The sequence below is a fragment of the Streptomyces sp. NBC_01335 genome (assembly GCF_035953295.1).
Lineage (GTDB): Bacteria > Actinomycetota > Actinomycetes > Streptomycetales > Streptomycetaceae > Streptomyces.
On record NZ_CP108370.1, the window covers coordinates 6171777 to 6198640 of the forward strand.

Below are 26864 nucleotides of genomic sequence, written 5' to 3' on the forward strand. Positions count from 1 at the left end.
GCGGTGCGGGGGCCGCGCCGGAAGCCAGCTCGCTGACGCGGGAGTTGGCGCTTTCGTCCGTAATTCGGGGAATCCTCACCAGCCGCCCGGGCGCCGGCGCGGATCCAGACGATACGGTGATTGCGTCGGTGGCCGCGCGAATACGGTGGAGCGGCCTGCCCGGATGGACTTGGGGGAATTCGTGACGTTCGAGCAAGAATGGGCGGAACTGCGCGCGGCGGCGGCCAAGCGGACCGCCATGCAGATCGACCACGTCCCGGCCGACGGCGGCAGTGGTGGCGGTGGCGACGGAGACCTGGTGGTCAATGACGACGAGCTCGGCGCCATCGGCAATGAGGCTTTCGGGCTGCGGAATCGGCTGACGAAGGAGGGCAACATCGCCCGTGACTCGACGGCCGACGCGGCGACGGCGCTGACCAGCGGGAACTTCACGAGCGGTGCGGCCGTGCTGAAGGTGCACGACTCCTGGCAGACCCATCTGAAGACGCTGCTGGATTCCTGTGCGCAGATCTCGAATCATCTCGATTACACCAAGGCGCAGCACGCCAAGGACGAGGTGAAGGTCGACGGAGATCTGACGAAGATATCCGTGCTCACGGAATACATGAACTAGGGCTCGGGGGAGCACGCACATGCTGAAGTACGAGGACATAGTCGACGCCCCGGTGGCGAAGCTGAAGGCCGCCGCCGACGACTGGTCGGAGATGGCGGGAAAGCTGGACAAGCTCGCCGCCGATGCCGCGAGCGGGATGAAGGCCAAGGCGGACGGGGCGTCCTGGGCGGGCGTCAACGCGGGGGTCACCAAGGAGTTCATCGGTAAGACGACCAAGGAGTTCTCGGACGCCGCGGCCGAGGCGAAGGGCGTGAAGTCGGTCCTCGAAGACGGCTACACGGCCATCAAGAAGGCCAAGGACGAGCTGGTCAGGATCCGGGACCACGACGGTCCGGCGGCCGGTGTCAAGGTGGACGGCAGTGGCAAGGTCGCGGCGAAGAACCCCCTGTCCGAGAGCAACGCGGCCCGGCACGACCCCGACTACCCCGACCTCCTGCACCAGGAGCGGGAGAACATCGCGTCGTGGCAGAAGAAGATCGACCTCATCGTCGACAACTGCAACGACGACGACCTCGCCTTCAAGAACTCCCTCGAAGCCAACTTCGGCGACCGCAAGGACTTCAGCGCCCCGAAGTACACGAAGCTGGACCAGGAGGAGGCGGACCGCGCCGCCGCCCTGGCGGCCAAGGGCCGTGACATCACGCACACCGAGCTTCAGCAGCTCAACGAGCTTCTGAAGGACAACAGTTCGTCGGTCGAGTTCTCCAAGGACTTCTACCAGAAGCTCGGCCCCGAGAAGTCGCTTGCGTTCTTCGGCCAGCTCTCCACGGACACGTACGAGTACGGCAAGGTCGACCCGGAGCGCCTCAAGGACGTCCAGGAGCTCCAGAAGAACCTCGGCCTGAACCTGGCCACCGCCTCCCACGACAAGGAGTTCACCGAGAAGTGGGGCCCGGAGCTCCGCAAGTTGGGCACGGAGCGCGTTCCGCTGGGCAAGAACGACTACAACGGGCCGTACGGGTACCAGCTGCTCGGCGGGATCATGCGGTACGGGAACTACGACGCGAAGTTCCTCAACCCGATCGCCGAACACGTGGCGCAGCTCCACCAGAAGGACCCGTACATGTTCGCCGACAACAAGGTGGTGAACAGCCCGTTCAAGAACCCGTTCAACCCCTCCGGTGTGAACGGGGCGGGGTACGACCCGGTCTCCGCCATGCTGGAGGCGCTCGGCAACAGCCCTGACGCGGCGAAGCACTTCTTCGCGGACGACCCGACGGCCTACAACGAGGACGGCACGGTCAACACCGGCGCCACGGCCAACCTCGGCAAGGGCATCGACAACTACCTCGACTTCTTCGGCAACGAGAAGTGGGAGTCCTTCCCCGACGTCAACTCGCTGGACGACAAGGAGCTCAAGGCATCGCTCGACCAGATGCCCGACGCCCTCGGCCACGCCCTGGAGGCGGCGACGCTCGGCTACCCGGACGGGCAGCCGGACGCCGGCGTGGTGCGGGACGAGGACAACGTCGCGGTCATGGAAAAGGTCATGGAGAAGTACGGCGCGGACCCGAAGCTTCTCAAGGACAACGGGGCGATGTCCGACAGCCTGGGCACCATGGGCGCCGGCTACATCAACGACATCAACTGGGCGCTGGACAAGAACGACCCGGGCAGCGTGTTCGCGCCGGGCGACGGCAAAGGCGCGCACCTCGACTTCGCGGACACCGCGGACGGGAACGGGCGGAGCGTCGCGCGGAGCTTCCTCAGCACCCTGGGCCAGCACCCGGACGCCTACGCGACGGTTTCGACGGCGGAGCAGGCCTACACCGGCAGCGCCCTGGAGAACACAGTGGGGCCGGACGGGAAGATCGACGAGGGCGCGGCCCGGGCGACCGTGCGCGTGGGCGCCGAGGTGCAGGGCATGCTCGACCAGTCCCGGGCCGACCAGGTCGAGGCGACGAACCTCAAGACCCACGAGGAGTACGAGAAGGCGGTCGAGAAGCGTTCGGGCTGGGTCGAGTTCGGGGCCGCGGCGGGCGTTGCCGCAGGCGTCGCCTTCCTGCCCGCGACGGCGGCCGTCGGCGCGGCCGCGGTGCTCATCCCGCTGGCGACCGACACCGCCAGCGGCGCTGTCGAGCAGGTCATGGGCCAGATGGTCGGCGACTTCTCCGACAACTCGGTGGACGCGAACGCGGACAAGCTGGACGACCTCACCCGGGAGGAGAAGACCAAGATCTACGCCGGCGGTGAGAGCATGGCCGAGTCCCCGACGGAGGAGTTCCTGAATCGGCACGGCGTGGGGGACCGGGACACCTTCAGGCAGGACCTGAAGGAATCGATGCTGATCGGTTACGGGGTCGGCAACGACCGGGAGAACCAGCAGGGCAACGACCCGGAGACCGACTGATGTCGGTGGACGACCGAGTACACAGAAGGATGCGGATAGTGATCAGTCGTAGGTCAGCACGCGGGGGGCTCCTCGCGGTGGCCATGGCCGGCTCGTTGTTTCTCGGGGCCACCGGCTGTGGAGGAGACGAGGACCCGGCTGCGAAGGCGGCCGACAAGGCGGTGGCGGGGACGCAGCTCTGCGGCGGCAACGCCGTGTCCGCGGACGCCGCCAAGGCGCTGAAGGTGATCACGGGGGAGTCGCGGCTGGAGGCTTCGGCGAAGAAGTACTCGATCGCGAAGGCCGCGAGCGCCCTGCGGGAGAAATTCATCACCGAGAGCGTCGGCACGGGGGACATCTGCCGTGTCTTCACACCCGTCGGTACGCCCGAGATCCAGCTCAGGATCACCTGGAATCTGGCACACGGCGGCCCGGCGGGCGACATGGGCCCCGAGTACACCGAGTTGAAGATGGGCGAGTCGGCCTGGACCATGGCGGACAAGGCGCTCATCGAGTTCGCGTGCCGGAGCGACAAGCTCGCCGGGACGAATCCGGCCCACATCTCCGTCGAAGTGATGCGCTGGGGCATGCCCAAGGACATCGATGACGAAAGCGGGGCGTTGAAGGACGCCTACGCGACCGTGGCCCACTCCATCTCCGTGGCCATGGCCAAGGAGATGGGCTGCGCGGAGAACGGCGGGCTTCCCGCGCAGGTCGTGCTGGACCGGGCGTAGCCGCTGCCGTACGCGGAAACGACCATGATCAGGGGCGGCCCTTCCTGTCTACGGGAAGGGCCGCCTGCTGCATGCGGTGCCTCCGCACGGACGGGTGGTCAGGTGCGTGGCGCGGGGCTCAGCCCCGGGCGGCGTAGGCGACGAAGTCGCGCCATGCGGTGAGGGAGAGGGCGAGTTCGGGGCTGCGCTGGTCCTTGGAGTCGCGGACGTGGATCGCCTGCGTTCTCTGAGCCCCGAGCGAAGCTGTCCGCTCTGTCACCCGTTCGAGGGTCGGGACGCGAGGTCCGGCGGAGAGAGGCGAACCTGATGCGCCGCCCTGACGGCGGCCGGGCGAAGGCGTGTCCCGGCGCTCTGGCCGGTGTCGCGTACCGGCCCTTCCGGTGTGCGTACGCCCGGGTCGCGTACGCGCGTCGTCGCTGGTGAAGGGGGGCGAGCGGCGCCATCGTGGGGCCATGACTCCACCGTTCGTCCCCGCGACCGGCCAAGTGCCCCTCGCCGCCCGGATGCTCGTACATCGCTTCAGCTCCACCCCGCGCGGCGCACGCCTCGCCCGTCGGCTCGTGGTGCACCAACTCGACGTCTGGGGCGTGCCGTACGGCAGTGAGGCATCGGACACCGCCGCGCAGCTCGTGGCGGAGCTGACCGCCAACGCCGTCACACACGGCCGTGTCCCCGGGCGTGACTTCGAGATCACCGCAGAGATCACCGAAGGGATTACCGCGGAGACCACCCCAAGGATCACCGCGGAGACCACCGCAGGGACCGTCGAGGGGATCGCCGCTGCTGCCCTCGGTGCCGGGAGGTGCGGCCGGACCCTGCGTATCGCGGTGTCCGACGCCCGGAGCGAACTCCGGCCGCCCGCGCCGGAGATGCCGCCTCCGCCAGTGCCGCCGCTGGCGGAGAACGGCCGTGGCATGCTTCTGGTGAAGGCGCTCGCCGACCGGTGGGCCGTGCTCGACCGTCCGCCCGTCGGCAAGACGGTCGTGGCCGAACTGGACCTGCCGCCGGGACCGGTACAGGTGGCCTGAGGAACCAGCGGTGGCCGATGCCACCGGGCGCGGGGGAGCAGCGGTGTGGGGCAACACGAGCGAAGGCGGCCGGCGCGACGTGAAGAGGACGTGGCGCCGCGTGCGGCGCGAGGAGGGAGCCGTCGACATGCCGGTCGGAGCGGCGCAGCTCGTCGTCCCCGTCGTGCTGGGGATGGCTCTCGCGACGGGCCTGCTCTACCTGGGGCTGCGCTGGACCGCCGACCCCATGACGGCCGGGGAACTGCGCACCTGCGCGCACACGGCCGTCGTAGGTGTCGTCGGCATACGGATCCTGACGCGTGACCGGGGCACGCGGCTGACGCCGGAGTGTCTGGAGGCCTATTCGCCCGTCTCCCAACGGGAGCGCCGCATCCCCTGGGCGGACATAGCGAGGGTCGATGTCCGGCGCAGCGCCGGAGTGCGCCGGGTGCGCCTTGCGCTGGTGACGGGCGAACACCTGACCCTGGCCGCACCCATGTCCTTCCTCGACCGTCGCTTCGACGCCCGTGTCGAGGAACTGACCGGGTGGTGGGAGGGCCACCGTCGTTGAAGACGGGCCTGTCGCGAAGTCGTCCGGGCCGCCCGTGCCCGCGCGGTGGCGGGCACGGGCGGCCGCAGGCCGGGGCACCAGGTCGCGTTTCGCGAGCCGCGCCTCGAAACGAGCTTCAGCTGACGGTCACCGTGCCGATGGTGATGCGGTGGTCCGAGCAGGCCGTGACGCCCGTGCAGGACGTCGAGATCCCGAGCGAGTCCCCGCTGTACGATCCGGCCAGCGTGCTCTCGCGGACGAAGATGAGGTCGAGCTTCGCGTTGCCCCCGCACGGCGGCGCCGAGCCGGGGGTGCCTTCCGAGGTCCACTCCCCGTAGCCGAGGCAGTTGCCCGTGTCGTTGTCGTCCAGCTCCCGGTACGCGCCGGTGTTGTTGCCGTTGTTCGGCACGTCGAGGCTCGGCGCGTAGAAGGAGTTCAGCCGGCCGTAGCTCGGCTGGGCGTTGAAGTCGCCCGCGATCAGGACCGTCTCGCCGGCGGCGTGGTAGGCCTCCAGCTTCGCCCGTACCGCCTCCAGCTGAGCGACGTTGTACGTCCCCTGCGTGGTGATGTGCGTCGTGCAGAACCGGGTCCCGGAGCCGTCGGTGAGCGGCGCGCACAGCAGGTTGCGCTTCTCGGCCGTACCGTCGTCCGGCAGCGTGATCCGGTCGGCCGTGCCGAGCGGACGCTTGCTGAACAGCGCGTTGCCGAACGCCTCGCCCTTGCACACCGAGGAGTTGCCGGCCTCGCGGCTCGGTTCGAAGCGGGCGAAGTTCTGCGTGTCCGTGGGCCAGCCCTCGGCGCGCAGCGCGGTCACGAGGGCGTCGTACTGTCCCCGGCACAGCTCGTTGAACGAGACGAAGTCCGCCGAACGGTTCACGATCGAGGAGGCCGCCTGGTCGATCAGGCCGTCGGTCGTGGAGCCCTCGTGGATCTTGTCGCCCGCCACGTTCCACTGCCACACGTTGTACGTGTGGGACGTCGCCGCCCCGGCCTGTGCCGCCGTCACCGGCAGCAGCACCCCCGCCAGTACCCCCGCGAGCGCGAGCCGGACACCACGTCGTCGGATGCCGTGAAGTCGCATGGTCGATTCCCCTCCCTGTTCCTGGCACCGCCACTCTGCGGCAGGAAGCCGCACCGCCGCGCCGGCGCGGGATGATCGTACGTGGCAGGTACACACACGTGGACGAGGGGTGGAGGAACGGTGAGGCCCGACCCTGGGTCCTCCCGCAGCCGCCTCCCGCAGCCGCCCGCAGTCGCCGCCCGGGGACCTGCCGGTCCCGGGGCGGCGACTGCCGCGCACCCGGAGGGGCGGCGTCACCGTCACGGCGGGAACGGCGTCACGCGGTCCTGATCGCCGGGTCGGAGACGCCAGGGGCGCCGGTCTCCACATGGCCGGCGAACCGGCGCAGGAAGGTGGCGTCGGCGTCCGAGACGACCTCGACGTCGTACCAGCGGGAGGTCGTCCGCAGGTCGAGCGTGTGGGAGACGGTCGCGCCGGGGTTGACCTTGAAGGTCTGGGCCGCTCCGCCGTAGGCGTTGGTCACCGTCAGGTGCACCGCCTTCGGTCCGGGGTTGGTCAGGGTGAGCCGCAGCTTCCCGCCCGCCGCCACGTGGCGTGCGGTGACCTCGGGGCCCGGTGTCGCCGCCGGGCCGCGCCAGGTGCGGAGGAAGCCGTTCGGGCCCCAGACCGTGAGATCGATCCGGTTGCCGGTGGAGGCGCTGGTGCTCCAGGTGTCCGAGAGGGTCCTGCCCGCCTCGACGGAGTAGGGCCAGGGGCCGTCCGTACGGTTGCCCGAGGTGCTGTGGAAGTGGGCGCCGAGGGTGGGGCCGCCGGAGAAGGTCAGGGTGAACGTGCCGGTGGAGACCGTGGCCCGGCCGTCCACGTACGGGCTGTAGCCGAGGGCACGGGTCGGCTTGGAACCCGGCTCCTGCTTCGGGAGGGTGCCCGTGGCCGGCGGGATCGGGTGGAAGGACGGGTGGCGGTTCTTGTCCGGCGGCACGTATCCGGCCGTGGAGGGAAGCGCGGCGGGGGCCTTGTCCGCCCGGGTGAAGTCGAAGGCGGAGGTCAGATCACCGCAGACGGCACGGCGCCACGGCGAGATGTTGGGCTCGCGCACCCCGAAGCGCTTCTCCATGAAGCGGATCACCGAGGTGTGGTCGAAGGTCTCGGAGCAGACCCAGCCGCCCTTGCTCCACGGCGAGACCACGATCATCGGCACGCGCGGGCCGAGCCCGAACGGGCCCGCCGCGTAGTCCGCGCCACCCGCGTACAGATCCTTCGACACGTCCGCCGTGGACAGCCCCTGGGCGGCGGACGCCGGCGGGTACGGCGGCACCACGTGGTCGAAGAAGCCGTCGTTCTCGTCGTAGGTGATGAACAGGGCGGTCTTCGCCCACACCGCCGGGTTCGCGGTCAGTGCGTCCAGGACCTGCGAGATGTACCAGGCGCCGAAGTTCGTGGGCCAGTTCGCGTGCTCGCTGAAGGCCTCGGGGGCGGCGATCCAGGAGACCTTCGGGAGGGTTCCGGCGGTCACGTCCGCGCGCAGCCGGTCGAAGTACGTGCCGCCCGACTTGACGTCGGTGCCGGTGCGGGCCTTCTCGTAGAGGGGGCTCCCGGGCTGGGCGTTGCGGTAACTGTCAAAGTACAGCAGGGAGTTGTCGCCGTAGTTGCCGCGGAAGGCGTCGTTGATCCAGCCCCAGGACCCGGCGGCGTCCAGGCCGTCGCCGATGTCCTGGTAGATCTTCCAGGAGACCCCGGCCGCCTCCAGCCGCTCGGGATAGGTCTTCCAGCCGTAACCGGCCTCCTGGTTGCCGAGGACCGGGCCGCCGCCCGTACCGTCGTTGCCGGTGTGGCCCGACCACAGGTAGTAGCGGTTGGGGTCGGTGGCTCCGATGAACGAGCAGTGGTACGCGTCGCACACGGTGAAGGCGTCGGCGAGCGCGTAGTGGAACGGGATGTCGTTCCGCGTCATGTGCGACATGGTGGTGGCCGTCTTGGCCGGTACCCACTTGTCGTACTTGCCCTTGTCGTACGCCTGCTGGCCGCCCGCCCAGTCGTGGTTCAGCCCCTCCAGGAACTGCATCCCGAGGTCGTCCACCTGCGGGTTGAACGGAAGGATGTCCTTCGTCCCGTCGGACTGGTGGAAGACGGACTTGCCGTTGTCCTGGAGCACCGGCCGGGGGTCGCCGAAGCCGCGGACCCCCTTCATCGTCCCGAAGTAGTGATCGAAGGAACGATTCTCCTGCATCAGTACGACGATGTGCTCGACGTCCTGGATGGTTCCGGTCCTGCCCTGCGCCGGAATGGCGGCGGCCCGCGCGATGCTCTCGTTCAGCATCGTGAGGGCCGCGGTACCACCGGCGATCCGCAAGAACCTGCGACGGTCCAGCTCTGTCATGGGTGACGACTCCGGGGGGTGAGGGGGGATGGGCGGTGCGGGGCGCCCCAAGAACAGCGGTCTCTCCTTACGGGGCGGGGGCGGGTTCGTGACACCGCGCCGTACGGCCGGCGAACGGAGAGCCCTTTGTCGCGGGGTGGACTGCCTCGCGGCGCACTTTCGAAGCAACGCCCGGCTGCCGCTTGCCGAGGGTGGCACTCCGCCCATGATCCGTCCTACCGCCGGCGGACACCGCGGCGCTTGCCCTTCGCGGCGGCGCGTTCACGCAACAGGGCCTGGTGGAAGGCGGATCTCTCGCCATCGAGATCGACGAGCTCGCACACGTCGGCCGCGGTGTCGGCATCATCCGCGCCGCCCGTGAGCCCGATCTGCACGATCAGCCACAGGCCCTCCCTGGCCCTGGTCCGGCACTCGTCGCCGAGGCCGCACCGACCGAGAACCTGCTCGGTCCGATGGGCGTCGCCGCCGGCCAGGCGCCACAGCGTAGTGAGGAAGTGGGCGCGGGCCAGTGGCGACAACCCGCCTGCCAATGCGGCGAGGATCACGCTGACCGCCGGAACAGAGACCTCGAACAGGTTCGCATTGAGCTCAAGGTGATCGTCGAGGGCGTATCCGATCATGTCCCCGGGGGCTTCGGCTTCGATGATCACCTCGAACATCAGGGGCACGTGCTCAGCGGAGTCACCGCAGCCGCACCGCAGGGCTCGCCAATCGTGCCGCTCCAGCTCAGCACGCACCAACGCGCTGACAGCCACCATGTCCCCCGCTCGTCGACGCAGCCCGCCGACGGGCCGGTCGGCAGTGATCAGCATGGTCCAGCAGAGACGCCCCCGCCACCACGACCTGCGGAGCGCGCACCGAAGGGCGAGCGCTGCCCGTTCCCGGTGACACGGCGCTGCCCGTTCCCGGGCTCTGGCTCACTTTCCGTGGCGTGCTGACTGACCGTAATGTCGACCTCCCATGACCAGAGTTGAGAGGCTGACGTGAGCCAGTACTACGACTTGGGCGACCGAACCCTATGGAACCCGTCCAACGGGGCGTCCCGGCTGTTCATGAGCCAGGTCACCGTCTATCAGGCCGAAGTGGGGCTGCCATCCGGCATCGGCCCCATGGAAGCTGATGAGTGTCAGATCGACCCCATCGCATTCGCGGCGTTCGTCGACGCCCTGCTCACCTGGCATGGCAAAACCAGGCACGCCGTCATGGCCACACTGTCCGAAGGGTTCGTTGCCACGGTGCTGGCCTTGGCTGAGAAGGCCGACATCGAGGTGGGCCGGCAGGGGGCCGACCACGCCGAGAGCCACTGTCTCAAGACGGCTTCGGACCCCCATGCAAAGGAGTGGACAGCCGAACTGCGGCAGAAGTCACGGGAGCTTGTCCGACACATGGCGCCCTGAGCCTTTGACGGCGACGGGCCCGCCTGCCCTGGCGGTTACGGCCTGAGGACCGCCTGCTCCGGACGCTGGCGCCGCGAGCGTCCGTCCGGCGCGTCGTCGTCCGGTCCGTCGTCGTCCGGTGCGCCCGTGCCCGGGGCGGTGAACGACTCCCGGCAGTGCGCGAGGAGTTCGCGCAGCGCCGGGCTCTTGGTGGGCGCGGAGACCAGGGCCAGTACGGCAGGGGTGTCCGCGTCGGTGAGGGGCACGGTCACCAGCCCCGGCCGCCGGGCCACCATGGACGCGGAGAGCACCGCCGCCCCCAGCCCGCGTTCCGCGAGCCGCATCACCGCGTCCGGTGCGGTGGCCCCCAGGGACACCGTGGGCGTGAGCCCCCGGGCGGCCGAGACCTGGTCCAGCACCGTCCGGATGCCGGTGCCCGTGGGCAGGCAGATGAGGGGATGGACGCACAGTTCGGCGAGGGTGACCCCGTCGGCCTCCCGGGCGGCGAGCGGATGCCCGGGCGGGACGGCCGCGACGATCGGCTCGCTGATCACCTCGTGCCCGTCCAAGTCCTCCGGCGCCCGCCCCGCCGCACCGATCAGCGCGAGGTCGACGTCCCCCTCGCGGACCCGCTCGACCAGCCGGTCGGAGTCGTCCTCGACGAGGCCGATCTCGACGCCCGGGTGCGCCAGATGGAACGTGGACAGCGCCTCGAAGAGCGGCTCCACCGTGCACGCCGTCACCATGCCGACGACCAGCCGGCCCCGGACCAGCCCGTTCATCTCGTCCACCGTGTGCCGCAGCGCCTCCACGGCGTCGAGCACCGCGCGCGCGTGTCCGAGGGCAACCTCACCCACTGCGGTCAGACCGGCTCTGCGGCCCGAGCGGTCGATGAGGGTGGCGCCGAGATCGTGCTCCAGCTGACGGATCTGGGCGCTGATCCCGGGCTGGCTGATGTGCACGCGCTCGGCTGCCCGGGTGAAGTTGGACTCTTCGGCCACGGCGAGAAAGTACTTCAGCTGCCTGAGTTCCATAACCTCTGATTATAGGGGAGGTTGGGATGATTGATTGGACTTCTTCCGCGTCCCCGAAGGACCATGGGAAGGCAGAGATCACGTACCGGAAAGGAACGTCGTGTCCGAGAACGAGAAGGCCCTGAAGCCGGAGGACCTCACCCGCCTGTTCGTGGAACGCGCCAACGCGGGGGACGCCGCCGGACTCGCGGCGCTCTACGAGGAGGACGCGGTGATGGCGTACCCGCCCGGCAGCACCACGGTCGGCCGGGAGGCGATCCGGCAGCTGTGGGAGCAAGTGCTCTCCCACGCACCGAAGTTCGAGGCCGAGGAACCGCTCCCGACCCTCGTCGTCGGTGACATCGCGCTGACCTCCACGCCCCCGAAGGACGGATCCGGTGCCCGCGCCCAGGTGGTCCGGCGCCAGGCGGACGGGAGTTGGCTGCGCATCATCGACCAGCCGGAGTTCCGTCCGCCGACCGGCTGAGGAGCGTGTGCGAGGGGCGCGGGATCAGCTTCCCTCCACCGCTGCGCCGGTGCCGAGGGACGCCCGGTGTGCCGTACCGGCGTGGGCCCGGCGTACCGCCGGGCCCATCGCCGTGCCGGCGGCCAGGAAGAGTCCGCCGAGCACCAGCCAGCCGGTGAAGCCCCAGGACAGGATCAGCGTGGTGAGCAGCAGCGGCCCGATCAGGCGTGCGACTGCGGTCCCGGAGCCGTAGAAGCCCTGGTACTGGCCCTGCTTGTCGGCCGGAGCGAGCCCGAAGCCGATCTCCCACGAGCCGGACCCGAGCAGCATCTCCCCGAGGACCTGGATCACCGCCGCCGTCAGCAGCAGCGCGCCGGCCGCCCACGCCGAGGTAGCCAGGGACGAGCAGGCGAAGACGAGGCAGGCCAGCAGCAGGACGTAACCGGCGTGCCGGACCGACCGGGACGCCGAGTCCAGGCCGGTCACCCGGGACGCGATCCGCACCTGGAAGAGCACCACGCTCACGGTGTTGACCGCCAGCAGCGCGGAGACGGTCCACTCCGGAGCCTCGGTGCGCCGCACGATCCAGAGCGGCAACGCGACGCTCAGCAGCGGCATGTAGAGCAGCATGACCGTGTTGAGCAGGGACACCACCGCGTACGGCCGGTCCCGCAGGACCGCCAACCGGCGCTCGCCCACGGGCCGTTCGGTGTGCGCCGCTCCCTCCGGGGCCGGCAGGCGGTGCAGGAGCCGGGCCGAGACCACGAAGCTGAGCGCGTCCAGCGCCAGCGCGGTCAAGTACGCACTCGTGGTGTCGAGTTGCAGGGCGACTCCGCCGAGCGCCGCACCGAGGGCGAGTCCCGCGTTCACCGTCGACTGGAGGTGGGCGCGGGTCTCCGTACGCCGGGCGGGCTCCACCAGGGCCGCGAGCAGGGCCTGCCGGGCCGCCGCGAGACCGCACTGGGCGCAGGCGTACACGCACACCGCCACCAGGAACGCCGGGTAGGCGCGTACGAAGAGGAAGGAGGCGACCGCCGCCCCGGTGACCAGGGACATCAGGACCGCGACCCCGCGTGGGCCGCGCCGGTCGGCGAGGTGCCCCAGCGGCACTCCGGCCACCGCTCCGAGTGCCCAGCCCAGTGTGAGCGCCGCGCCGATCGCGGTGGGGGAGAGCCCGACGACACGGTTGAAGTAGAGCACCGACACCACGTAATAGGCGCCGTCGCCCACCGAGTTGGTCAGCTGGGCCAGGGCGAGCTTCCTCGGCGCCCCCGCCGGGGGGATGATCCGTCTCATGCGCATGGGGTTCCTCTCCGTCGCCGCCGGTCGTGGCGCGCGTCGCCCGTGAGTCTGCGCCTCGGAGCGGCCGGGCGGGACCGAATTCGAGGGGGTGCGTGGTTCATCCGAGGCCGAGTCGCGCGGAACGAGTAGCCTCCGGGACCGCCTGGGGCTGCCGCGCGCCCTGGAAGTCGGCCGCCCGGATCAGAAGCAGGGACACCACGCCGCCCACCAGCGCGAGGCCGGCGGAGAAGGCGAGGAGGGTGTTCAGCCCGTCGACGTACCCCGTCACGGCGAGCCGCTCGACGGTCCCCCGCCGCGCCTCGGGGACCAGTGCCGCGGCCCGGTCGATATCGCCGCCCCGTACGAGGGAGACGATCCGGTCCGTGCGGTCACCGACACCCGGTACGCCCGCCAGCCCGTCGCGCACCCGGTTGCCGATGACGACGGCGAAAGTGGAACCCAGCACCGCGACCCCCGCGCTCACCCCGAGCTGCCGGAACGTACCGCTGATGCCCGAGGCCATCCCGGAGCGGGAGAAGTCGACGACGCCCACGGCGGTCGAGGCGAGCGGCGGGTTCACCAGCCCGGCGCCGAACCCGCCCAGCACCAGCCCGGGGAGGAAGTGTTCCCAGCCGGAGCGTGCGCCGACCCCGCCCATCAGCAGGAGACCGGCGCCCACCAGGAGCAGCCCGCCACCGATCAGGAAGCGGGGCGGAACCCTGGCGCCGAGCCGGCCCGCGAGCAGAGAGGCGAGGAGCATCGCCAGCGAGGAGGCCAGCAGCCGCACCCCCGTCTCCAGCGAGGAGTACCGGAGCACTTCCTGGAAGTGCACGGCGAGGAAGAGGAACATCGCGAACAGCGAGCCGTTCATCGCGAACGCCGCGACGGACCCGCCGACGAAGGTCGGGATACGGAACAGCCGCAGCTCGAACATCGGCTCCGCCACCCGCGCTTCGACGACGAGGAAGGCCGCCAGCAGCACCCCGCCCACGACGAGGAAGGTGAACACGCGGGAGTCGCTCCAGCCGCCCTCGCCCGCGCGGATCAGGCCGTAGCCGAGGGTCGCGAGGCCCGAGGTCAGCAGGGCGAACCCGGGCCAGTCGAGCCGGCGGGCGGACGGTGAGCGGGACTCGTCCACCCGCAGTACGACGATCAGGACGACCAGGACGCCGACCGGCACGTTGACCAGGAAGACGCCCCGCCAGCTGATGCCACTGGAGATCAGCCCGCCGGCGACCGGGCCGATCGCGGAGGCGAGGCCGGTGACCATACCCCACACGCCGAACGCCGTGCCGCGCTCCTTGCCCTCGAAGCTGCCCGCGAGCAGCGCCAGTCCGGTCGCGAACATCACCGAGCCGCCCATGCCCTGGAAGATCCGGGCGAGGACCAGCATCGACGGAGACTGGGCCAGGCCGCACAGGAGGGAGGCGAGCGTGAAGAGGACGACGCCGAGGGCGTAGAGGCGTCGGCGCCCGAACCGGTCCGCGAGGGTCCCGCTCGTCAGCAGCAGGGCCGCGAGCGCGAGGGCGTATCCGTCGATCACCCACTGGAGGTCCGAGAACCCGGCGTTCAGGTCCTCCTGCACGTCGGGCATGACGACGTAGACGACGGTGGTGTCCAGCAGGAGCATGAACGTCCCGCCGCAGACCCCCAGCAGCGTCCACCACTTCTTCCGCATCTCTGCTTCCTTCGCTCGTGTCGGCCGGACCTGTGCCGGACCGACGAACGCGCCGCCGGAAAGGGTCCGGCGGCGCGTTCGTCCCGCGGTCCATGCTTGCGAGCGGGGTGTCAGAAGTCCAAGACCTGGTATTTCGGGATGACCGAACTTCTGCTTATGGCGTACGGGTTGATCCCGGGAGAAGCCGTGTCGTGCGTCGGCTCAGCCGAACCGCCCGTTGACGTAGTCGGCCGTGCGCGCGTCCCGGGGGGAGGCGAACATGGCCTGGGTGTCGCCGTGTTCGACGATGAGGCCGGGCGTCCCCTGCGAGGCGAGGAAGAACGCGCAGGTGTCCGAGACACGGGCGGCCTGCTGCATGTTGTGGGTGACGATGACGATGGTCACCTCCGACTTCAGCTCGGCGATGGTCTCCTCGATACGCCGCGTCGAGGTCGGGTCGAGCGCGGAGCACGGCTCGTCCATCAGCAGGACGCGGGGGCGCACCGCGAGGGAGCGGGCGATGCACAGGCGCTGCTGCTGGCCGCCGGAGAGCGCGCCGCCTGGCTGGCGCAGCCGGTCCTTGACCTCCCGCCACAGCCCCGCCTTGGTCAGGCACTCCTCGACCAGGTCGTCGCGGGCGTCGCGGCCGGCCTTGATGGCGTTGAGCTTGAGGCCCGCCAGGACGTTGTCGTACAGCGACATCGCGGGGAACGGGTTGGGCTTCTGGAACACCATGCCGATGTTGCGGCGGGCCTGCGTGATGCGGCGGCCCCGGTCGTAGATGTCGTCGCCGTCCAGCAGCACCCGGCCGGCCAGTGAGGCCGAACCGATCAGCTCGTGCATCCGGTTGAGGATGCGCAGGAACGTCGACTTGCCGCAGCCCGACGGGCCGATGAGGGCGGTGACCTGGCGGGCGGGCATGGTCAGCGAGACCCGGTCCAGGACCTTGTGGTCGCCGAACCACGCGGAGATCTCTTCGGCCTCCAGGGTGGCGGGACCCTGACCGCGGATGACACGCGGCTGGATCAGGGTGTCGGTGAAGTCGTCGCGGTCGGCGGCCGCGCCGGTCGTGTCGGTGGTGGTCATGGTGACTCCAGAAGGTACGGCGAGATGGTCTGCGTGTTGGGGGAGCGTGAACGGTGGGACGGTCACAGGAGGTTGGGCAGCAGGGCGGTCAACGCCCCCGCGTCCGCGATGCCGAGGGCGGCGAGCAGCGGTGCTCCGCAGGCCCAGGTCTGCCAGCGTCCCCAGACGCGGTGGGCACCCACGGTGAGCAGGGCGGCGACGAGCAGGGCCTGCGTCCACAGGAACACCTGGAGCCACGCGTCCTGCTCGCCCTTCAGCGCCTGCTCGGGCTCGGTGATCCAGCCGGTGCGCAGCACGCGCGGCGGGCTGGGCTGGACAGGAGTGACGAGCCTGGCGTCGACCCGCAGGGTGCCGGAGGGGGTGTACGGTCCGCCGGTCGCGGTGATCAGGGTCAGCCGTCCCTCGCCGGAGGCCAGGGGGGCGGGGAGCGGGTCGCCCGCCCGGCGGACACCGGTCACCTCGTAACCGACCTTCGCCTGGCCGGTGGTCACCTCGATCAGGGAGCCGGCCGGCAGGTTGTGCAGGCCGCCGAAGGGCCCGCCGTACCCCCATTGGCGGCCCATCACGATGGAGGTGCCCGCCTGGCCGGGCAGCGGGGTGTCGCGGCGGTGGCCCGGACCGGACATCAACACGGAAGAGGTGGTGCCCTCCGCGACGACCTCCTCCACGTCGAGCACGGGGATGCGCAGCAGCGCGACGGGGGCGCCCGGTTCGAGCGCCTTGCCGTCGAAGGTCTGCTGGCCCACCGGGGCCGTACCGAGGGCGAGCTGCTCCCGCAGATCATCGTGGGCGACCTGCTGGTCGCGGGCGTGCTGGAGGTGGCCGACGACGGTGAGGTTCGCGGCGAACCCGAACAGCACGGCGGCGAGCACGCAGAGCGCGGCGCCGGTCACGGCGAGGCCGGCCCGGGAAGGCGCCGCGGCCGGGCGGGGCGGCTTCTGGTCGGGCGGTGCGGCCGGGGGCGGCGGTGCGAGCACGGACACGATGGGTGCACTCCTGGTCGACGGTACGGGGAGGGGTGGGGTGGGGTGGGGTGGGGTGGCCGGCGCGACAGCCTCCGCCCGGAACGCGGGGACCTGCTCCGCGCCGCCGGGCCCGGACCGCCACACGAGGTGGCGGCCCGGGCTCGCGGCGGACGGGTCGGTCAGGGGCCGGTTGGCCCGGGACGGGTCAGTGACGCGGGGCGGTGAAGCGGAGCATGCCCTTGCGGCGCACGTGAAGCACGAGGGCGGCGCCCGCGGCGATCAGCGCGAGGCCACCGAGTGCGGCCGTGCCGAGCTCGGCGCCGGTGGAGGCGAGTACGCCGCCGGAGCCGGAGTCGGTGCCCAGGCCGCCCGTGTCCGATCCGCCCGAACCGGAGCCCCCGGTGTCGGAGCCGCCGGTGGAGGCGTCGGGACTCGTGGTGTCGCTGGGGTCGGCGGTGGGGCTGTCGGTCGGGTCGTCGGTCGCGCCGGCGCCCGTGCTGAACGCGAACTCGACGCTCTGCCCGCCGGACGCGTCCTCCGCCAGTGTGAGGGTGTGGTCGCCGTCCTCGATGTCGTCGGGCACGGTGAACGCGTACTCGTTGACCGTGCCTTCCGCGTCCGCGGTCGCGTCGGCGAGGGCGGTGCCGCCGTCGAGGTCGGCCTTGACGGCGGCAGACGCGGTGAATCCGTGCGCGGTGATCTTCACGGTGTCACCGGGCTCCAGCGCGGGGTCGGCTTCGAGGGTGTTGCCTTCGGAGTCGGTGACCACCAGGTCCTCGGACCCACCGGGGGCGGGAGTCGTGGGGGGCGGGGTGGTGGGGGTGTTCGCCTCCAGGAAGCTGAGGTAGCCGTCCGACTCGGACGGCGCGTACGACTGGGTGTCGGTGGGCGCGAACGCCAGATGGAAGTAGGACGAACCACTCGTCGCCGGCGCGGTGAGGGTGAACTCTGCCTTGCCGTCCACCACATCGGCTTCCCCGATCGTCACCGGTTCCGCGGTCTCGGTGGCCTTCGACCCGAGTGTCACCCGCCCGGCGGCGCCTTCCGGCGCCACGTTGGCGACCAGGGTGTACGTCGTGCCCAGCTCGGGCTGGGCGGGAACGCTGGACAGGGTGATGCCGGTGGTCTTCTGCTCCAGGACCGACCAGGAGTCCCCCTCGACCTCGATGAGGACGGTGAAGGCGGGCGCGTCGGCGGCGTTCAGGCCGCAGTTGAGACCGATGGTGTAGACGCCGTCGAGTGACGCCTCGGGGATGGCGTTGAGGAGACGCTGCTTCAGCGTGGGATACGGAAAGCCCACGTTGTCGGCCAGGGTGCCGGAGAAGGCCTCCGTCGTGCTCGGGGCGGACTCCAACTTGGCCAGATTCCCGGCGAAATCGGTGCCGGGAATGTCCACGGCCAGTGCGGAGGTGACGGTGTCCGCCGGGCAGGGGCCGTCCGTCTCGACGCGCGTGACCAGGAGAGGAGTGTCGATGCTGCCGCTCGACGGGGTCAGCTTGAGCGAACCGATGGTGGTGAACGCGTGTGCTTGTGTCGCCGAGGCGAGGACGGCTGCCAGTGCCGCCAACAGCAGGGCACAACTCATCAGCAGTGCCACAGGGGATCTCAGTGGTGTTGGACGGTTCATGGGCGATTCCCCCCAGGGTTTCGATGGATGGATGGAAGGTCGTTCGGGGCAGGTCGTCGACACGCCGTCGTTCGGCCGGAGGCCGGGCCGGGCGGCGCCGGACCCGCCCTCCGGGCGGACGGCGCCCCTTTCGACACACGCCCTGGTCGAGGCCGGTCAGCCCGGTGCTGCCGCAGGCGGTGCCGAGGGTGCCGAAGCCGCGGGCGGTGACGGTGGAGGTGGCGGCGCAGACCTTGGAATCAGGACCGTGTCGCCGAGGGCGTTCACGACATCGTCGGTCGTGTCCGAGCCGACGCCGGCCAGGATGCGGTACTCGCCGGCCGCCGGGTCCGCGGCGGCGGTCGGAGCGGTCAGTGCGCCGAGACCGAGCGCCGGCGTGACGACGACCGTACGGGCGCGGAACAAGACCTTCACGTGCTCTCCTTCGCGGGTGTCTTCGCGTGACCGAACCGTCGAGGCCCGGCCGCGGGGAATACGCCTGGGAGCCGGGCACCCCCAGGGGTGCCCGGCCGTGGTGCTCGGCGGTGCGGTGTGACTGAAGCGTGTTGCGAAAGTCCCGCTATTCCGCGCTACTTTCGCGCCGGCTTCAGTTGAGGCCCGTGATCGCGGTCGCGCCGCAGGCGGTGCCGAGGGTGCCGAAGCCGTAGGCGGTGATGGTGGAGGTGGCGGCGCAGACCTTCGAGGTCGATCCGACGAAGGTGGACGCGACGGTGGCGTCGCTGAGCTTCGCCGTGGGGACGACGTTGTAGACGTCGCGGGTGTAGGTGAAGCCGGAGTTGAGGGCGCCACCGCTGATGGGCGAAGTGCCGTTGACCTTGATCAGGGCGGTGGAGCCGTGGATGTCGCTGACCGTACCGGTGGCCTGGGCGATGTACTGGGCCACCGAGTACGGGGCGATGTCACCGGCGGTGTTCAGGGCGACGCCGTTGTTCTCCTGGACCGTCTGGTCGACGCAGGAACCGACCTGCGCGTCCGTCAGGCCGAGCTTCTCCAGGAAGAAGGAGCGGGTGCCCGAACCGGTCTGGGGGAGCAGCGGGGTGAGGGTCACGCCGTTCAGCGTGGTCGTGGTGCACTGGTAGACGGCCTTCAGCTGCGCCGTGGTGAGGTCCTGGGCGCCGGCGGCGTAGAGCGCGCTGTCGGTGCGGACCGCGACGGAGACCGCGTCCTTGGCGAAGGGGATCCAGGTCAGGGTGGTGCCCGCCGTCTTGATGCCACGCGAGGAGCGGGCGAAGTCGATGCAGTCGACGGTGGTGTCGGCGACGTCTGCGGCGAGAGCGGTGATACCGGCGGAGGAGCCGTTGGGCCGGTTGACCACACAGTTGGTGGCGCGGGTCTTGATCGTCGCCGTGCCGGTGGCGTCGTAGGAGGCGATGATCTTGCTGCCCGAGGAGTTCAGGACCGTGTTGCCGAGGGCGTTCACGACGTCCTGGGTCGTGTCCGAACCGACACCTGCCAGGGTGCGGTACTCGGCGGCCGGCGGGTCGGCGACGGCGGCCGGGGCGGCGAAGGCGCCGAAGGCGAGAGCGACAGTACCGACGACGGCACCGGCACGAACACGAGACGTGACGTTCACTGTTTTCTCCTCCGTGGAAACGGATTCCATGTGTACGGATGACAAGGAAGGGAGCAGTGGAGCAATCCGGATTTCGTTGCTTCCGGCCCGTCGGCCGGCGGTGCCTACACTTCCCGATCGGAACGCGGGCGGCCACAAATCCGAGGGGCGGATCAGATGAATGGATTGTTTCCTGCGCCACCCTTGGAGGTTCCGGGTGTGCTGCCGGGAAATCGCGCCTTCTCGGAGAGGAATTGATCCGAGAAGGCGCGTATCACCCCACCGCTCTCAGCGGATTCCGGTTGCCTCCGTCCCGCCCCGGCGCGTGGAGAGACGCAGCAGGAGAGGTCCCGACAGTGAGGCCGCGCCTCCCAGGACGAGCACGCCGAGCAGCACCCAGCGGACCGCGCCGAGCAGTTCGGAGGGGGTGGTGCCGGACCCGGCCGTGGCCGTGGTGGCCCCTCCCGCGGCGGCGGTGCCGCCCGCCGCCGCGACCCCGGACGCCGCGGACGTTCCGGACGTTCCGGATGTCCCGGTGGACCCGGACGCCCCTGTGGCGCCGCCCGTCGAGCCGGACGAGGCTGATTCCGTACCGCCCGTGCCGTAGCCGCCGCCCGAGGTGGTGCCGCCGGCGCCCTCGCCCGAGGAGCCACCGTCCGCCGAGGTCCCGCCTTCGGCGATCACACCCTTCTCCAGCGCGGTCGCCGCAGCGAGCGCCTGGGTGCGCAACCCCTGCGGCAGCGGGGCGTACCCCGCCGGCAGTTCACCGGGTGCGGTGCCGGGCGTCTGCCCGTCACCCGCGGCGTACCGGATGACCCTGGCGTAGTCGGTGCGGGCGTCGGCCGACTGGTCCGTGGAGGCGGCCGCGTAGACGACCGAGGTGAGCGGGTAGGCGCTGCCGCGTGCCCTGGCGGGATCGGTCGTCTTCACTCCCGGGACGGCGGAGTCCGGCATCTGCGTGACCGCCTTGAGCATGGTGGCGGTCGTCGGCTTCACGAAGGTGCCGTCGGCGTTGGGCAGGGCCGCCACGTCCAGGAGGTACCGCTCGGCGGAAGCGGTGTCCGCGATACCGATCTCATGAGCGTTGTTCAGCTCGGGACGCGTACCCGACAGCGCGAACTGCGTCGTCGCGTTGCAGATGAACGCCAGTCCCGAGTAGCCCCGCCGGATCTTCAGCGCGGCACTGTGCATGTCATTGGCGTACGGCACGAGATCCTGGCTGCCGTAGGTGACGCCCTCGCACTGGGTGGGGGTCGCGGTGGCGTCGCTCTTCGGGTAGTAGTCGAAGGGCTCCTCGGTCAGATCCAATTCCTTGTAGCTGGTGTTGAGGTGCATTCCCCAGGGGTCGGGCTTCCCTTCGAGGAATGCGCGGGCGTCGTCGTTCTGAATGATGTAGCGCCACAGGAGACGCGCGGTGTCGGAATTCTCCAGACCCACGACAAGTCCGTTGGGTGCCTCTCGCCCGGCGGTGATCTCAGGATTCAGCTGGAGGAATTCCGGGTCCGCCGCGATCCGGACGGGGTTGCCGGCGACGGTATCGGGTTCGGGTTGGCCGAAGATGCCCATGCGCACGTTCTCCACGTACGACTCCGTCAACAGCTTCGCCAGAAGCCGCTGGTTGAGCCGGAGCCGGCTCACGTGGTGGGAGTCCGTGCCGCTCTCGTAGTTCCAGAGGAAGCCGATCGTGAGGCCGCTCACCGCGACCGGAGCGTGCACCAGGGGTGCGCCGTCGCCGTCGGAGTCGACCGGGTCCACCGTGAAGGCGAGGCCGGGCGAGGTGTCCGTGGGCGCGGTGATCGCCGAGCGGGCACTCTCCTCGCCGGCCTGGGTGAAGGTGAACCGATGGGTCCCGCCTACGCAGAGCTTGCTCTGCCACGAGGTCATCGCATCGGTGACCAACTCGGATCCGATGGTGCGCCGCTCGGGCATGTCGGCGGCGCAGTTGTCACCCACGGGCAGGAAGTCGAGCCGGAACACCAGGCGCTGGTCCCAGAGCGTCCGGCTCAGCGCGCTGGCCGCCTGCGGGTCCGCCGAGGACTGCGCCGCTCTTCCGTCCGGGTTGTGTTCGCCGCGCGGCACCGCGACGAGCCAGCACGGCTGGACCGCGCCCGCGGCGTCGCGGCGCGCGCCGCAGCCCAGGTGCGGGGACTCCACGGAGGTCCGCACCTCGAAGGAGGCCTCGCCCGATCCCTCGGAGTCGTTCGGCAGCCAGGCGAGCGTGTTGGTGTCTCCGCCGGTGAAGTAGGTGTAGTCGTAGGCGTCGGTCGTCGTCGCGCCGCTCACCGGCCGGAAGGGCACGAACTTGCCCGAGGACATCGGCTCGTCGGGGAGGCCCTCGTAATCGCCCTCCGCGGGATCGTTGTCCGTCGTCGGCTGGAGCATCCGGGTGGAACCGGGCGTATAGGTCACCGTCGCCCCGAACTCGCACTGCTCGCGCGAGGGCCCGGCGTCCGGATCGTCACCCCAGCACTGCATGAGCTGCATGAAGTTCTGGGCCCTCTCGGTGGTGGCCGGGGTGGCACCCGTCCATGACACCTTGACCGCCTGGCCCCGCAGGTTCCTGGTCTGACCGACCGTCACCTTCAGTTGCGAGAAGTCGTCGTACGCGCCCTTCTTGCCGGTCTTCGTCACCGCGGAGCTCTGCTGCTCGGCCGCGCTCGCGGGGGTGTCGCCTCCCGGCGGGATCGGAAGGACGGCAAGGACGAGGGCGGCCGTCAGCGCGCTCACGCCCGCCATCACCCGGCGCCCGGCCGGTGCGGCCCGTCCAGGCACCCGTACCCGTGCGCCACGCATGAACGGCTTCTTCTTCAGGCCCCTGGCGCGCGGGTCCGTGGTCGTGGCGCTCATGCCGTGTCCCCTCTGCGCCGTGCGCGGGCGGCCATGGTCCGTGCGGTCAGCGGGGGTACGACGACCAGCGCGACGAGCAGCAGCGCGGAGAGAGCCATCAGCGCGCCGCGCAGCCCGAAGCCGCTGCCCGAGGCGAGGGTGACGGGATTGGCGACGACCGAACTGTCCCCGGCGACCGCGGAGTCGGTGATCACTTCGCCGGTGTCGGGGTCGACCGTGGTGCCCGCGTCGCCGCCGACGCCGTCCGTGGTGGTCCCGGTGGCGCCGGCGGTCGCGTCGGGCTGTCCGTCGCCGTCCGTGTCCGTGGCCGCGCCGCCCGTGCCCGCGGTCCCCGAGCCCTGGCCGCCGGTGGAGCCACCGGCCGTCGAGGTGCCGCCCGTCGAGGTCGTGGTGCCGGTCGTGCCGCCCGCGGAGGAGCCGCCGGAGCCGGAGGCGCTGGGCTTGACCGGGGTCGTCCTGGTGTCACCCGCGGTGCCGGTGGTGCACTGCGTGGGGCCCTGCTTGTCGCACGCCTTCGGCTGGGGCGCCTTCTTGGCCAGGGTGTTGGTGCCGTCGCTGGAGAAGGTGGGGTTGCGGCACTTGTTGATGTCGATCGCGGAGGTGGGGGCTCCGGGCACCTTGCGCAGCTGGTCGAAGCCGGCCTGCACGAGGTTCTTCGGGAGCGGCGAGTAGCCGAGCTCCTCCGCCTGCTGCTGGCCGTCGCAGAGGAAGTAACGGCCGAACGTCCCAAGCGAGTTGCCCTTGCCCTTGGTGAAGCCCGCCTCTTCCTTCGTCGGCAGGATCATGTAGCTGTAACTGGACAGCGGGTAGGTGCGGTCGTCGTCGTTGCGGTAGACGCCGTCGAGGATCTGGGTGAGGTAGGAGGGGCTGCTCCTGTCGGTGTTGATCTTCGCACCGAGCAGGCCGACGGCCACGCTGGCGGCGGTCGGTTCGACGTAGAAGCCCGACTCGTTGAGCATCTTGGCGACCGGGAAGCCCGTCTTCAGGGCGTAGGAGTACTCGACGTAGGTGATCGCGCCTTCGCCGGACGCCTGCCGGACATGGCCCGCGACACCGTTGGAACCCGATTTGGCGATCATCGAACTTCCGCCCAGGAGGGGGTAGTTCGAGGTCATTCCGCAGCCGCTGCCGCGACCGGTCTTGCCGCAGTAGGCGTTCCAGACGGACGTCTGCTCCTTGGCCAACCAGGTGGTGAACTGGGCGGTCGTCCCGGAACCGTCGGAGCGGACGACGGGGATGATCTGGCGGGCGGGCAGGGTCAGCCCCGGGTTGTCGGCCTTGATCGCGCCGTCGTTCCAGCGGGTGATCGTCCCGGTGAAGATCTTCGCGAGGACCGGGCCGGAGAGCCGCAGGTTGGTGACCCGCTTGCCGTTGATCTTGAGGTTGTACATGAACGACGTACCGCCGGCGACGATCGGCATGTAGGCGTAGCCGCGCTGCGGGGGCGAGTCGCGAACACCCTGCTCCGTCAGCCCGTACGGGATCTCGGAGACGGCGAAGTCCACCACGTTGTTGCGGAACTGCTCGCGTCCCTGGGAGGAACCGTTGTCGGTGAAGTTGACCGTCATGCCGAAGTTGGCCTTGACGTTGCGGACCCACTGGGTGACCGCGTTGGCGCTCCAGGTGGAGCCGGAACCGGTGATCTTCGCGTACGAGGCGGCGTCGGCGGAGGGTGCCCGGACGGCCGAGAGCGCGCCGAACACCAGCAGCAGGGCCAGCAGCATCACCCCCGAGCGGGCAGGGGCGGTGGCGGGTCTCACGATGAACTCCTTGGCGGCGTGCGGGTGCGCGGCACGCGGGTTCGGGGGGTGCGGGCTGGGGTGACGGCCGGACACGGCGCGCGTCACGGTGTCGTGGGGCGGGCGTTCGGACCGGGACCTGGGCCAAGGCCGGCGGACGGCCCGGCGGGGCGTACGGAGCCCCGCGCCGCGAACCGGGCCGCGAACCGCGCCGCGTCCCGGCGGGAGGCGGTGACACGGCGGTGCTCCTGGCCGCGCGAGAGCTGCCCGGGGCCGCGTCCGCCGAGCACCCGGGCGACGACGAACAGCAGCAGCACCAGGGCCATGAGCAGCGCGGCGGTACCGAATCCGCGCGAGATCATGTTCGGCTCGGGCGAGCGGACGAAGGTGAAGGTGGCCAGCGGCAGCGACACCATCGGCCCGGAGAACGGGTCCCAGTTCATCTCGGCGGTGAAGCCCGCGGTGAGGAGCACCGGCGAGGTCTCGCCGATGCCCCGGGCGGTGCCGAGGATGACCGAGGTCGTCAGCCCGGAGCGGCAGGTCGGCAGGATGACGTGCCAGACCGTCCGCCAGCGGGAGGTCCCCAGCGCGTAACTGGCCTCACGCAGGGTGCCAGGAACCAGCCGGACGACGACGTCGGCGGCACGGATCACGATCGGCAGCATCATCACGGAGAGCGAGAGCGCCGCCGCGAAGCCGGAGCGGTCCATGCCGACAGCGAGGATCACGGTGGCGTAGATGAAGAGACCGGCCACGATGGACGGCAGCGCGGTCATCGCCTCGACCACCGTGCGCACGAAGCGGGCGAAGGGGCCGGGCACCTCGTTGAGGAAGACCGCGCACACCAGCCCGATGGGCACGGTGACCAGCAGCGCGATGGTGATCATGATGAGCGTGCCCACGGCCGCGTGCAGCGCGCCACCCACCGACAACGGCTCCAGCGGACCGGCGAACCGCATGTCCTCGGTGAAGAAGTTGAGGTGCGCCAGTGCCTTGCGGCCCTCGAAGAGCGCGTAGACGACGACGTACACGAGGATCGCGACCAGCAGCAGTCCGAGGGAACGGATCACGGCGGCGGCCACCCGGTCCACGACCGCCGGGCCGTCCTCGTCCAGCGAGACCACCAGGGCGTACAGCCCCAGGAAGAGGACGTACGCCACGACGACGAACCCGACCACGCCGTTGAACGGGGTGAGCCGGGCGAAGACGAGCCAGGTCAGCGAGAGCGATCCGGCGGCCGAGCCGAGCAGGGCGTACAGGTCGCTCGCGCGCAACGGGGTCAGGGACCGCCGCCGCTCGCCGGCGGGGTCCTTCGTACGGGCGGGCCCGGGCAGGACGGTACGGGGCGCGGCGCCGGGAGCCGGGTCCGCGCCACCGGACGCGCGGGGCGCTTCAGGGGCCAGGGTCATGGTCGGAACGCTCATTTCTGCGGACGGGGGCCGGGCGCGGACTGCGGGGACCGCGCGGCTGGGGGCGCGCGGAAGGCGGGGCTCAGGCGTCGCTGGACGCGCCGGAGCGGCTGCGGGCGACGATGGACGATGCCGCGAAGTTGACGATCAGCGTCATGACGAAGAGGGCGAATCCGGCCGCCATCAGCGCCGACATCCCGAACTCGCCGGCCTCTCCGTAACGCAGGGCGATGAGTGAGGAGACCGAGCTGGTGCCGGCCTGGAGCACGTGCCACTGGACGTCGAAGGTCAGCGAGATGACCATGAAGACGCCGATGGTCTCGCCCAGCGCGCGGCCGAGCCCGAGCATCGTGCCGCCGATGATGCCGCCCTTGGCGAAGGGCAGGACGACACTGCGGATCATGCCCCAGCGGGTCGCCCCGAGGGCGTAGGCACCCTCCCGTTCGCCGGCCGGGGCCTGCGAGAAGACCTCGCGCATGATCGAGCAGATGATCGGCGCGATCATCATCGCGACGACCAGCCCCGCGAGCATGGACGACGAGGTGTAGACGCTCGGCGGCGACAGCGGGTCGTCCGGGTCGGCGCCCTCGACGCCGAACACCGGTATCCAGCCGAGGTAGGTGGCGATCCACCGGGCGGTGGGCACCACCTTGTCCTGGAGGAAGAAGAAGCCGAACAGGCCGTAGACGACGGACGGCACGGCGGCCATCAGGTCGACCACGCTGATGAGGGTGCGGCGCAGCCTCGGTGAGGCGTACTCGGAGATGTAGAGCGCGGAACCGAGGGCCAGCGGGAACGCGAAGCCGATCGCGATCAGGGCGATGAGGATCGTCCCGACGAGCACGGCGGCGATGCCGAAGTTCCCCGCGTCGGGGGCCCATTGGGAGGTGGTGAGGAAGGACCAGCCGGCGTCCGCCAGGGCGAGCCGGGCCCGGGCGAAGAGGAACCCGCCGACGAGGAGCATCACCAGCAGGACGAGGGTTCCGCCGGAGCGGGCGACCGTACGGAAGACCTTGTCCGGCAGGCCGGGGTCCGCGTACAGCCGCCGCGGAACGTCGCCGCCCGCCGCCGCCGGAGCGGCGAGCGGGCCGGCGACGGTTCCGGCGGACGGATCGCCGTCAGCGCTTCCGTGGAGGACGCCGTCGTCCGTCAGGCGTCTGGATCTTTTCAGCGAGGGCACGCCCCGACGCTCGACCGATCCGGTGGACGGACACG

Annotated in this window: 23 protein-coding genes; 7 read left to right on the top strand and 16 right to left on the bottom strand. The window is 70.6% G+C overall.

Annotation, left to right across the window (positions count from 1 at the left end; genetic code table 11):
• Positions 1 to 181: 181 nt before the first annotated feature.
• Genes OG599_RS26490 through OG599_RS26500 form a run of 3 tightly spaced genes read left to right on the top strand, consistent with a single transcriptional unit; the run spans position 182 to position 3676 of the window.
• Positions 182 to 613, top strand: coding sequence for a hypothetical protein (locus OG599_RS26490; protein ID WP_327178462.1), 432 nt, complete (start codon positions 182 to 184; stop codon positions 611 to 613).
• 19 nt (positions 614 to 632) lie between these two features.
• Complete coding sequence (locus OG599_RS26495) at positions 633 to 2963, top strand: hypothetical protein (RefSeq protein ID WP_327178463.1); 2331 nt, start codon at positions 633 to 635, stop codon at positions 2961 to 2963.
• A gap of 29 nt (positions 2964 to 2992) precedes the next feature.
• A complete protein-coding gene (locus OG599_RS26500) occupies positions 2993 to 3676 on the top strand; it encodes a hypothetical protein (RefSeq protein WP_327178464.1) in 684 nt (227 codons plus the stop codon).
• Between the two features lie 118 nt (positions 3677 to 3794).
• Here OG599_RS26500 and OG599_RS26505 read toward each other — a convergent pair whose 3' ends face one another.
• Positions 3795 to 3935, bottom strand: coding sequence for a DUF397 domain-containing protein (locus OG599_RS26505; RefSeq protein ID WP_327178465.1), 141 nt, complete (start codon positions 3933 to 3935; stop codon positions 3795 to 3797).
• A gap of 193 nt (positions 3936 to 4128) precedes the next feature.
• On the opposite strand from OG599_RS26505, the gene OG599_RS26510 reads away from it, so the two are divergent.
• Both OG599_RS26510 and OG599_RS26515 read left to right on the top strand, forming a co-directional pair.
• Positions 4129 to 4704, top strand: coding sequence for an ATP-binding protein (locus OG599_RS26510; RefSeq protein WP_442809556.1), 576 nt, complete (start codon positions 4129 to 4131; stop codon positions 4702 to 4704).
• A gap of 10 nt (positions 4705 to 4714) precedes the next feature.
• Positions 4715 to 5254 carry a hypothetical protein gene (locus tag OG599_RS26515; protein WP_327178466.1) on the top strand — a complete coding sequence of 180 codons (540 nt, stop codon included), beginning with the start codon at positions 4715 to 4717 and terminating at the stop codon, positions 5252 to 5254.
• A gap of 115 nt (positions 5255 to 5369) precedes the next feature.
• On the opposite strand, the gene OG599_RS26520 is transcribed toward OG599_RS26515, so the two are convergent.
• The 3 genes from OG599_RS26520 to OG599_RS26530 form a co-directional block, all read right to left on the bottom strand.
• On the bottom strand, positions 5370 to 6314 hold the full coding sequence (locus OG599_RS26520) for an endonuclease/exonuclease/phosphatase family protein (RefSeq protein WP_327178467.1): 945 nt from the start codon (positions 6312 to 6314) through the stop codon (positions 5370 to 5372).
• Positions 6315 to 6570: 256 nt separating this feature from the next.
• Complete coding sequence (locus tag OG599_RS26525) at positions 6571 to 8631, bottom strand: phosphocholine-specific phospholipase C (protein ID WP_327178468.1); 2061 nt, start codon at positions 8629 to 8631, stop codon at positions 6571 to 6573.
• 215 nt (positions 8632 to 8846) lie between these two features.
• Entirely contained in the window at positions 8847 to 9443 is a 597-nt protein-coding gene (locus OG599_RS26530) for a hypothetical protein (protein WP_327178469.1), read from the bottom strand.
• 171 nt (positions 9444 to 9614) lie between these two features.
• On the opposite strand from OG599_RS26530, the gene OG599_RS26535 reads away from it, so the two are divergent.
• Complete coding sequence (locus tag OG599_RS26535; protein WP_327178470.1) at positions 9615 to 10028, top strand: DUF6086 family protein; 414 nt, start codon at positions 9615 to 9617, stop codon at positions 10026 to 10028.
• 35 nt (positions 10029 to 10063) lie between these two features.
• Here the strand turns inward: OG599_RS26535 and OG599_RS26540 are convergent, their stop codons facing one another.
• On the bottom strand, positions 10064 to 11041 hold the full coding sequence (locus tag OG599_RS26540; RefSeq protein WP_327178471.1) for a LysR family transcriptional regulator: 978 nt from the start codon (positions 11039 to 11041) through the stop codon (positions 10064 to 10066).
• A 100-nt stretch (positions 11042 to 11141) separates the two neighbouring features.
• Here OG599_RS26540 and OG599_RS26545 point away from each other — a divergent pair, with 100 nt between their 5' ends.
• Complete coding sequence (locus OG599_RS26545) at positions 11142 to 11507, top strand: YybH family protein (protein WP_327178472.1); 366 nt, start codon at positions 11142 to 11144, stop codon at positions 11505 to 11507.
• A 24-nt stretch (positions 11508 to 11531) separates the two neighbouring features.
• Here the strand turns inward: OG599_RS26545 and OG599_RS26550 are convergent, their stop codons facing one another.
• From OG599_RS26550 to pstC, 11 genes are all read right to left on the bottom strand, one after another.
• On the bottom strand, positions 11532 to 12782 hold the full coding sequence (locus OG599_RS26550) for an MFS transporter (RefSeq protein WP_327178473.1): 1251 nt from the start codon (positions 12780 to 12782) through the stop codon (positions 11532 to 11534).
• Between the two features lie 103 nt (positions 12783 to 12885).
• Positions 12886 to 14445: an MFS transporter gene (locus OG599_RS26555; protein ID WP_327178474.1), complete on the bottom strand. Its 1560-nt coding sequence runs from the start codon at positions 14443 to 14445 to the stop codon at positions 12886 to 12888.
• Between the two features lie 201 nt (positions 14446 to 14646).
• Entirely contained in the window at positions 14647 to 15510 is an 864-nt protein-coding gene (locus tag OG599_RS26560; RefSeq protein ID WP_327178475.1) for a phosphate ABC transporter ATP-binding protein, read from the bottom strand.
• Positions 15511 to 15572: 62 nt separating this feature from the next.
• A complete protein-coding gene (locus OG599_RS26565; RefSeq protein ID WP_327178476.1) occupies positions 15573 to 16493 on the bottom strand; it encodes a sortase in 921 nt (306 codons plus the stop codon).
• A gap of 187 nt (positions 16494 to 16680) precedes the next feature.
• Positions 16681 to 18072, bottom strand: a complete 1392-nt coding sequence (locus OG599_RS26570; RefSeq protein ID WP_327178477.1) for a hypothetical protein — start codon at positions 18070 to 18072, stop codon at positions 16681 to 16683.
• A 186-nt stretch (positions 18073 to 18258) separates the two neighbouring features.
• On the bottom strand, positions 18259 to 18516 hold the full coding sequence (locus OG599_RS26575; protein WP_327178478.1) for a hypothetical protein: 258 nt from the start codon (positions 18514 to 18516) through the stop codon (positions 18259 to 18261).
• Positions 18517 to 18688: 172 nt separating this feature from the next.
• A complete protein-coding gene (locus OG599_RS26580) occupies positions 18689 to 19675 on the bottom strand; it encodes a hypothetical protein (RefSeq protein WP_327178479.1) in 987 nt (328 codons plus the stop codon).
• A gap of 267 nt (positions 19676 to 19942) precedes the next feature.
• Positions 19943 to 22501 (bottom strand): hypothetical protein, encoded by a 2559-nt coding sequence (locus OG599_RS26585; RefSeq protein ID WP_327178480.1) that lies wholly within the window; start codon positions 22499 to 22501, stop codon positions 19943 to 19945.
• Positions 22498 to 24261: a phosphate ABC transporter substrate-binding protein PstS gene (pstS, locus tag OG599_RS26590; RefSeq protein ID WP_327178481.1), complete on the bottom strand. Its 1764-nt coding sequence runs from the start codon at positions 24259 to 24261 to the stop codon at positions 22498 to 22500. Before pstS ends, OG599_RS26585 begins: the two co-directional genes overlap by 4 nt.
• Before the next feature lie 83 nt (positions 24262 to 24344).
• The gene (gene pstA, locus OG599_RS26595) at positions 24345 to 25649 is read right to left on the bottom strand and encodes a phosphate ABC transporter permease PstA (RefSeq protein ID WP_327178482.1); all 1305 of its coding nucleotides are present in this window, start codon (positions 25647 to 25649) and stop codon (positions 24345 to 24347) included.
• An 82-nt stretch (positions 25650 to 25731) separates the two neighbouring features.
• The gene (gene pstC / locus OG599_RS26600) at positions 25732 to 26829 is read right to left on the bottom strand and encodes a phosphate ABC transporter permease subunit PstC (protein WP_327178483.1); all 1098 of its coding nucleotides are present in this window, start codon (positions 26827 to 26829) and stop codon (positions 25732 to 25734) included.
• Between the last annotated feature and the right edge of the window lie 35 nt (positions 26830 to 26864).

Excerpts from the sequence above, each read along its gene's own strand:
- OG599_RS26560 (WP_327178475.1), bottom strand. The coding sequence starts at position 15,510 with ATGACCACCACCGACACGACCGGCGCGGCCGCCGACCGCGACGACTTC.
- OG599_RS26555 (WP_327178474.1), bottom strand. The coding sequence starts at position 14,445 with ATGCGGAAGAAGTGGTGGACGCTGCTGGGGGTCTGCGGCGGGACGTTC.
- OG599_RS26540 (WP_327178471.1), bottom strand. The coding sequence starts at position 11,041 with ATGGAACTCAGGCAGCTGAAGTACTTTCTCGCCGTGGCCGAAGAGTCC.
- pstA (WP_327178482.1), bottom strand. The coding sequence starts at position 25,649 with ATGACCCTGGCCCCTGAAGCGCCCCGCGCGTCCGGTGGCGCGGACCCG.
- OG599_RS26550 (WP_327178473.1), bottom strand. The coding sequence starts at position 12,782 with ATGAGACGGATCATCCCCCCGGCGGGGGCGCCGAGGAAGCTCGCCCTG.
- OG599_RS26500 (WP_327178464.1), top strand. The coding sequence starts at position 2,993 with ATGCGGATAGTGATCAGTCGTAGGTCAGCACGCGGGGGGCTCCTCGCG.
- OG599_RS26530 (WP_327178469.1), bottom strand. The coding sequence starts at position 9,443 with ATGCTGATCACTGCCGACCGGCCCGTCGGCGGGCTGCGTCGACGAGCG.
- OG599_RS26585 (WP_327178480.1), bottom strand. The coding sequence starts at position 22,501 with ATGAGCGCCACGACCACGGACCCGCGCGCCAGGGGCCTGAAGAAGAAG.
- OG599_RS26520 (WP_327178467.1), bottom strand. The coding sequence starts at position 6,314 with ATGCGACTTCACGGCATCCGACGACGTGGTGTCCGGCTCGCGCTCGCG.
- OG599_RS26525 (WP_327178468.1), bottom strand. The coding sequence starts at position 8,631 with ATGACAGAGCTGGACCGTCGCAGGTTCTTGCGGATCGCCGGTGGTACC.
- OG599_RS26495 (WP_327178463.1), top strand. The coding sequence starts at position 633 with ATGCTGAAGTACGAGGACATAGTCGACGCCCCGGTGGCGAAGCTGAAG.
- OG599_RS26510 (WP_442809556.1), top strand. The coding sequence starts at position 4,129 with ATGACTCCACCGTTCGTCCCCGCGACCGGCCAAGTGCCCCTCGCCGCC.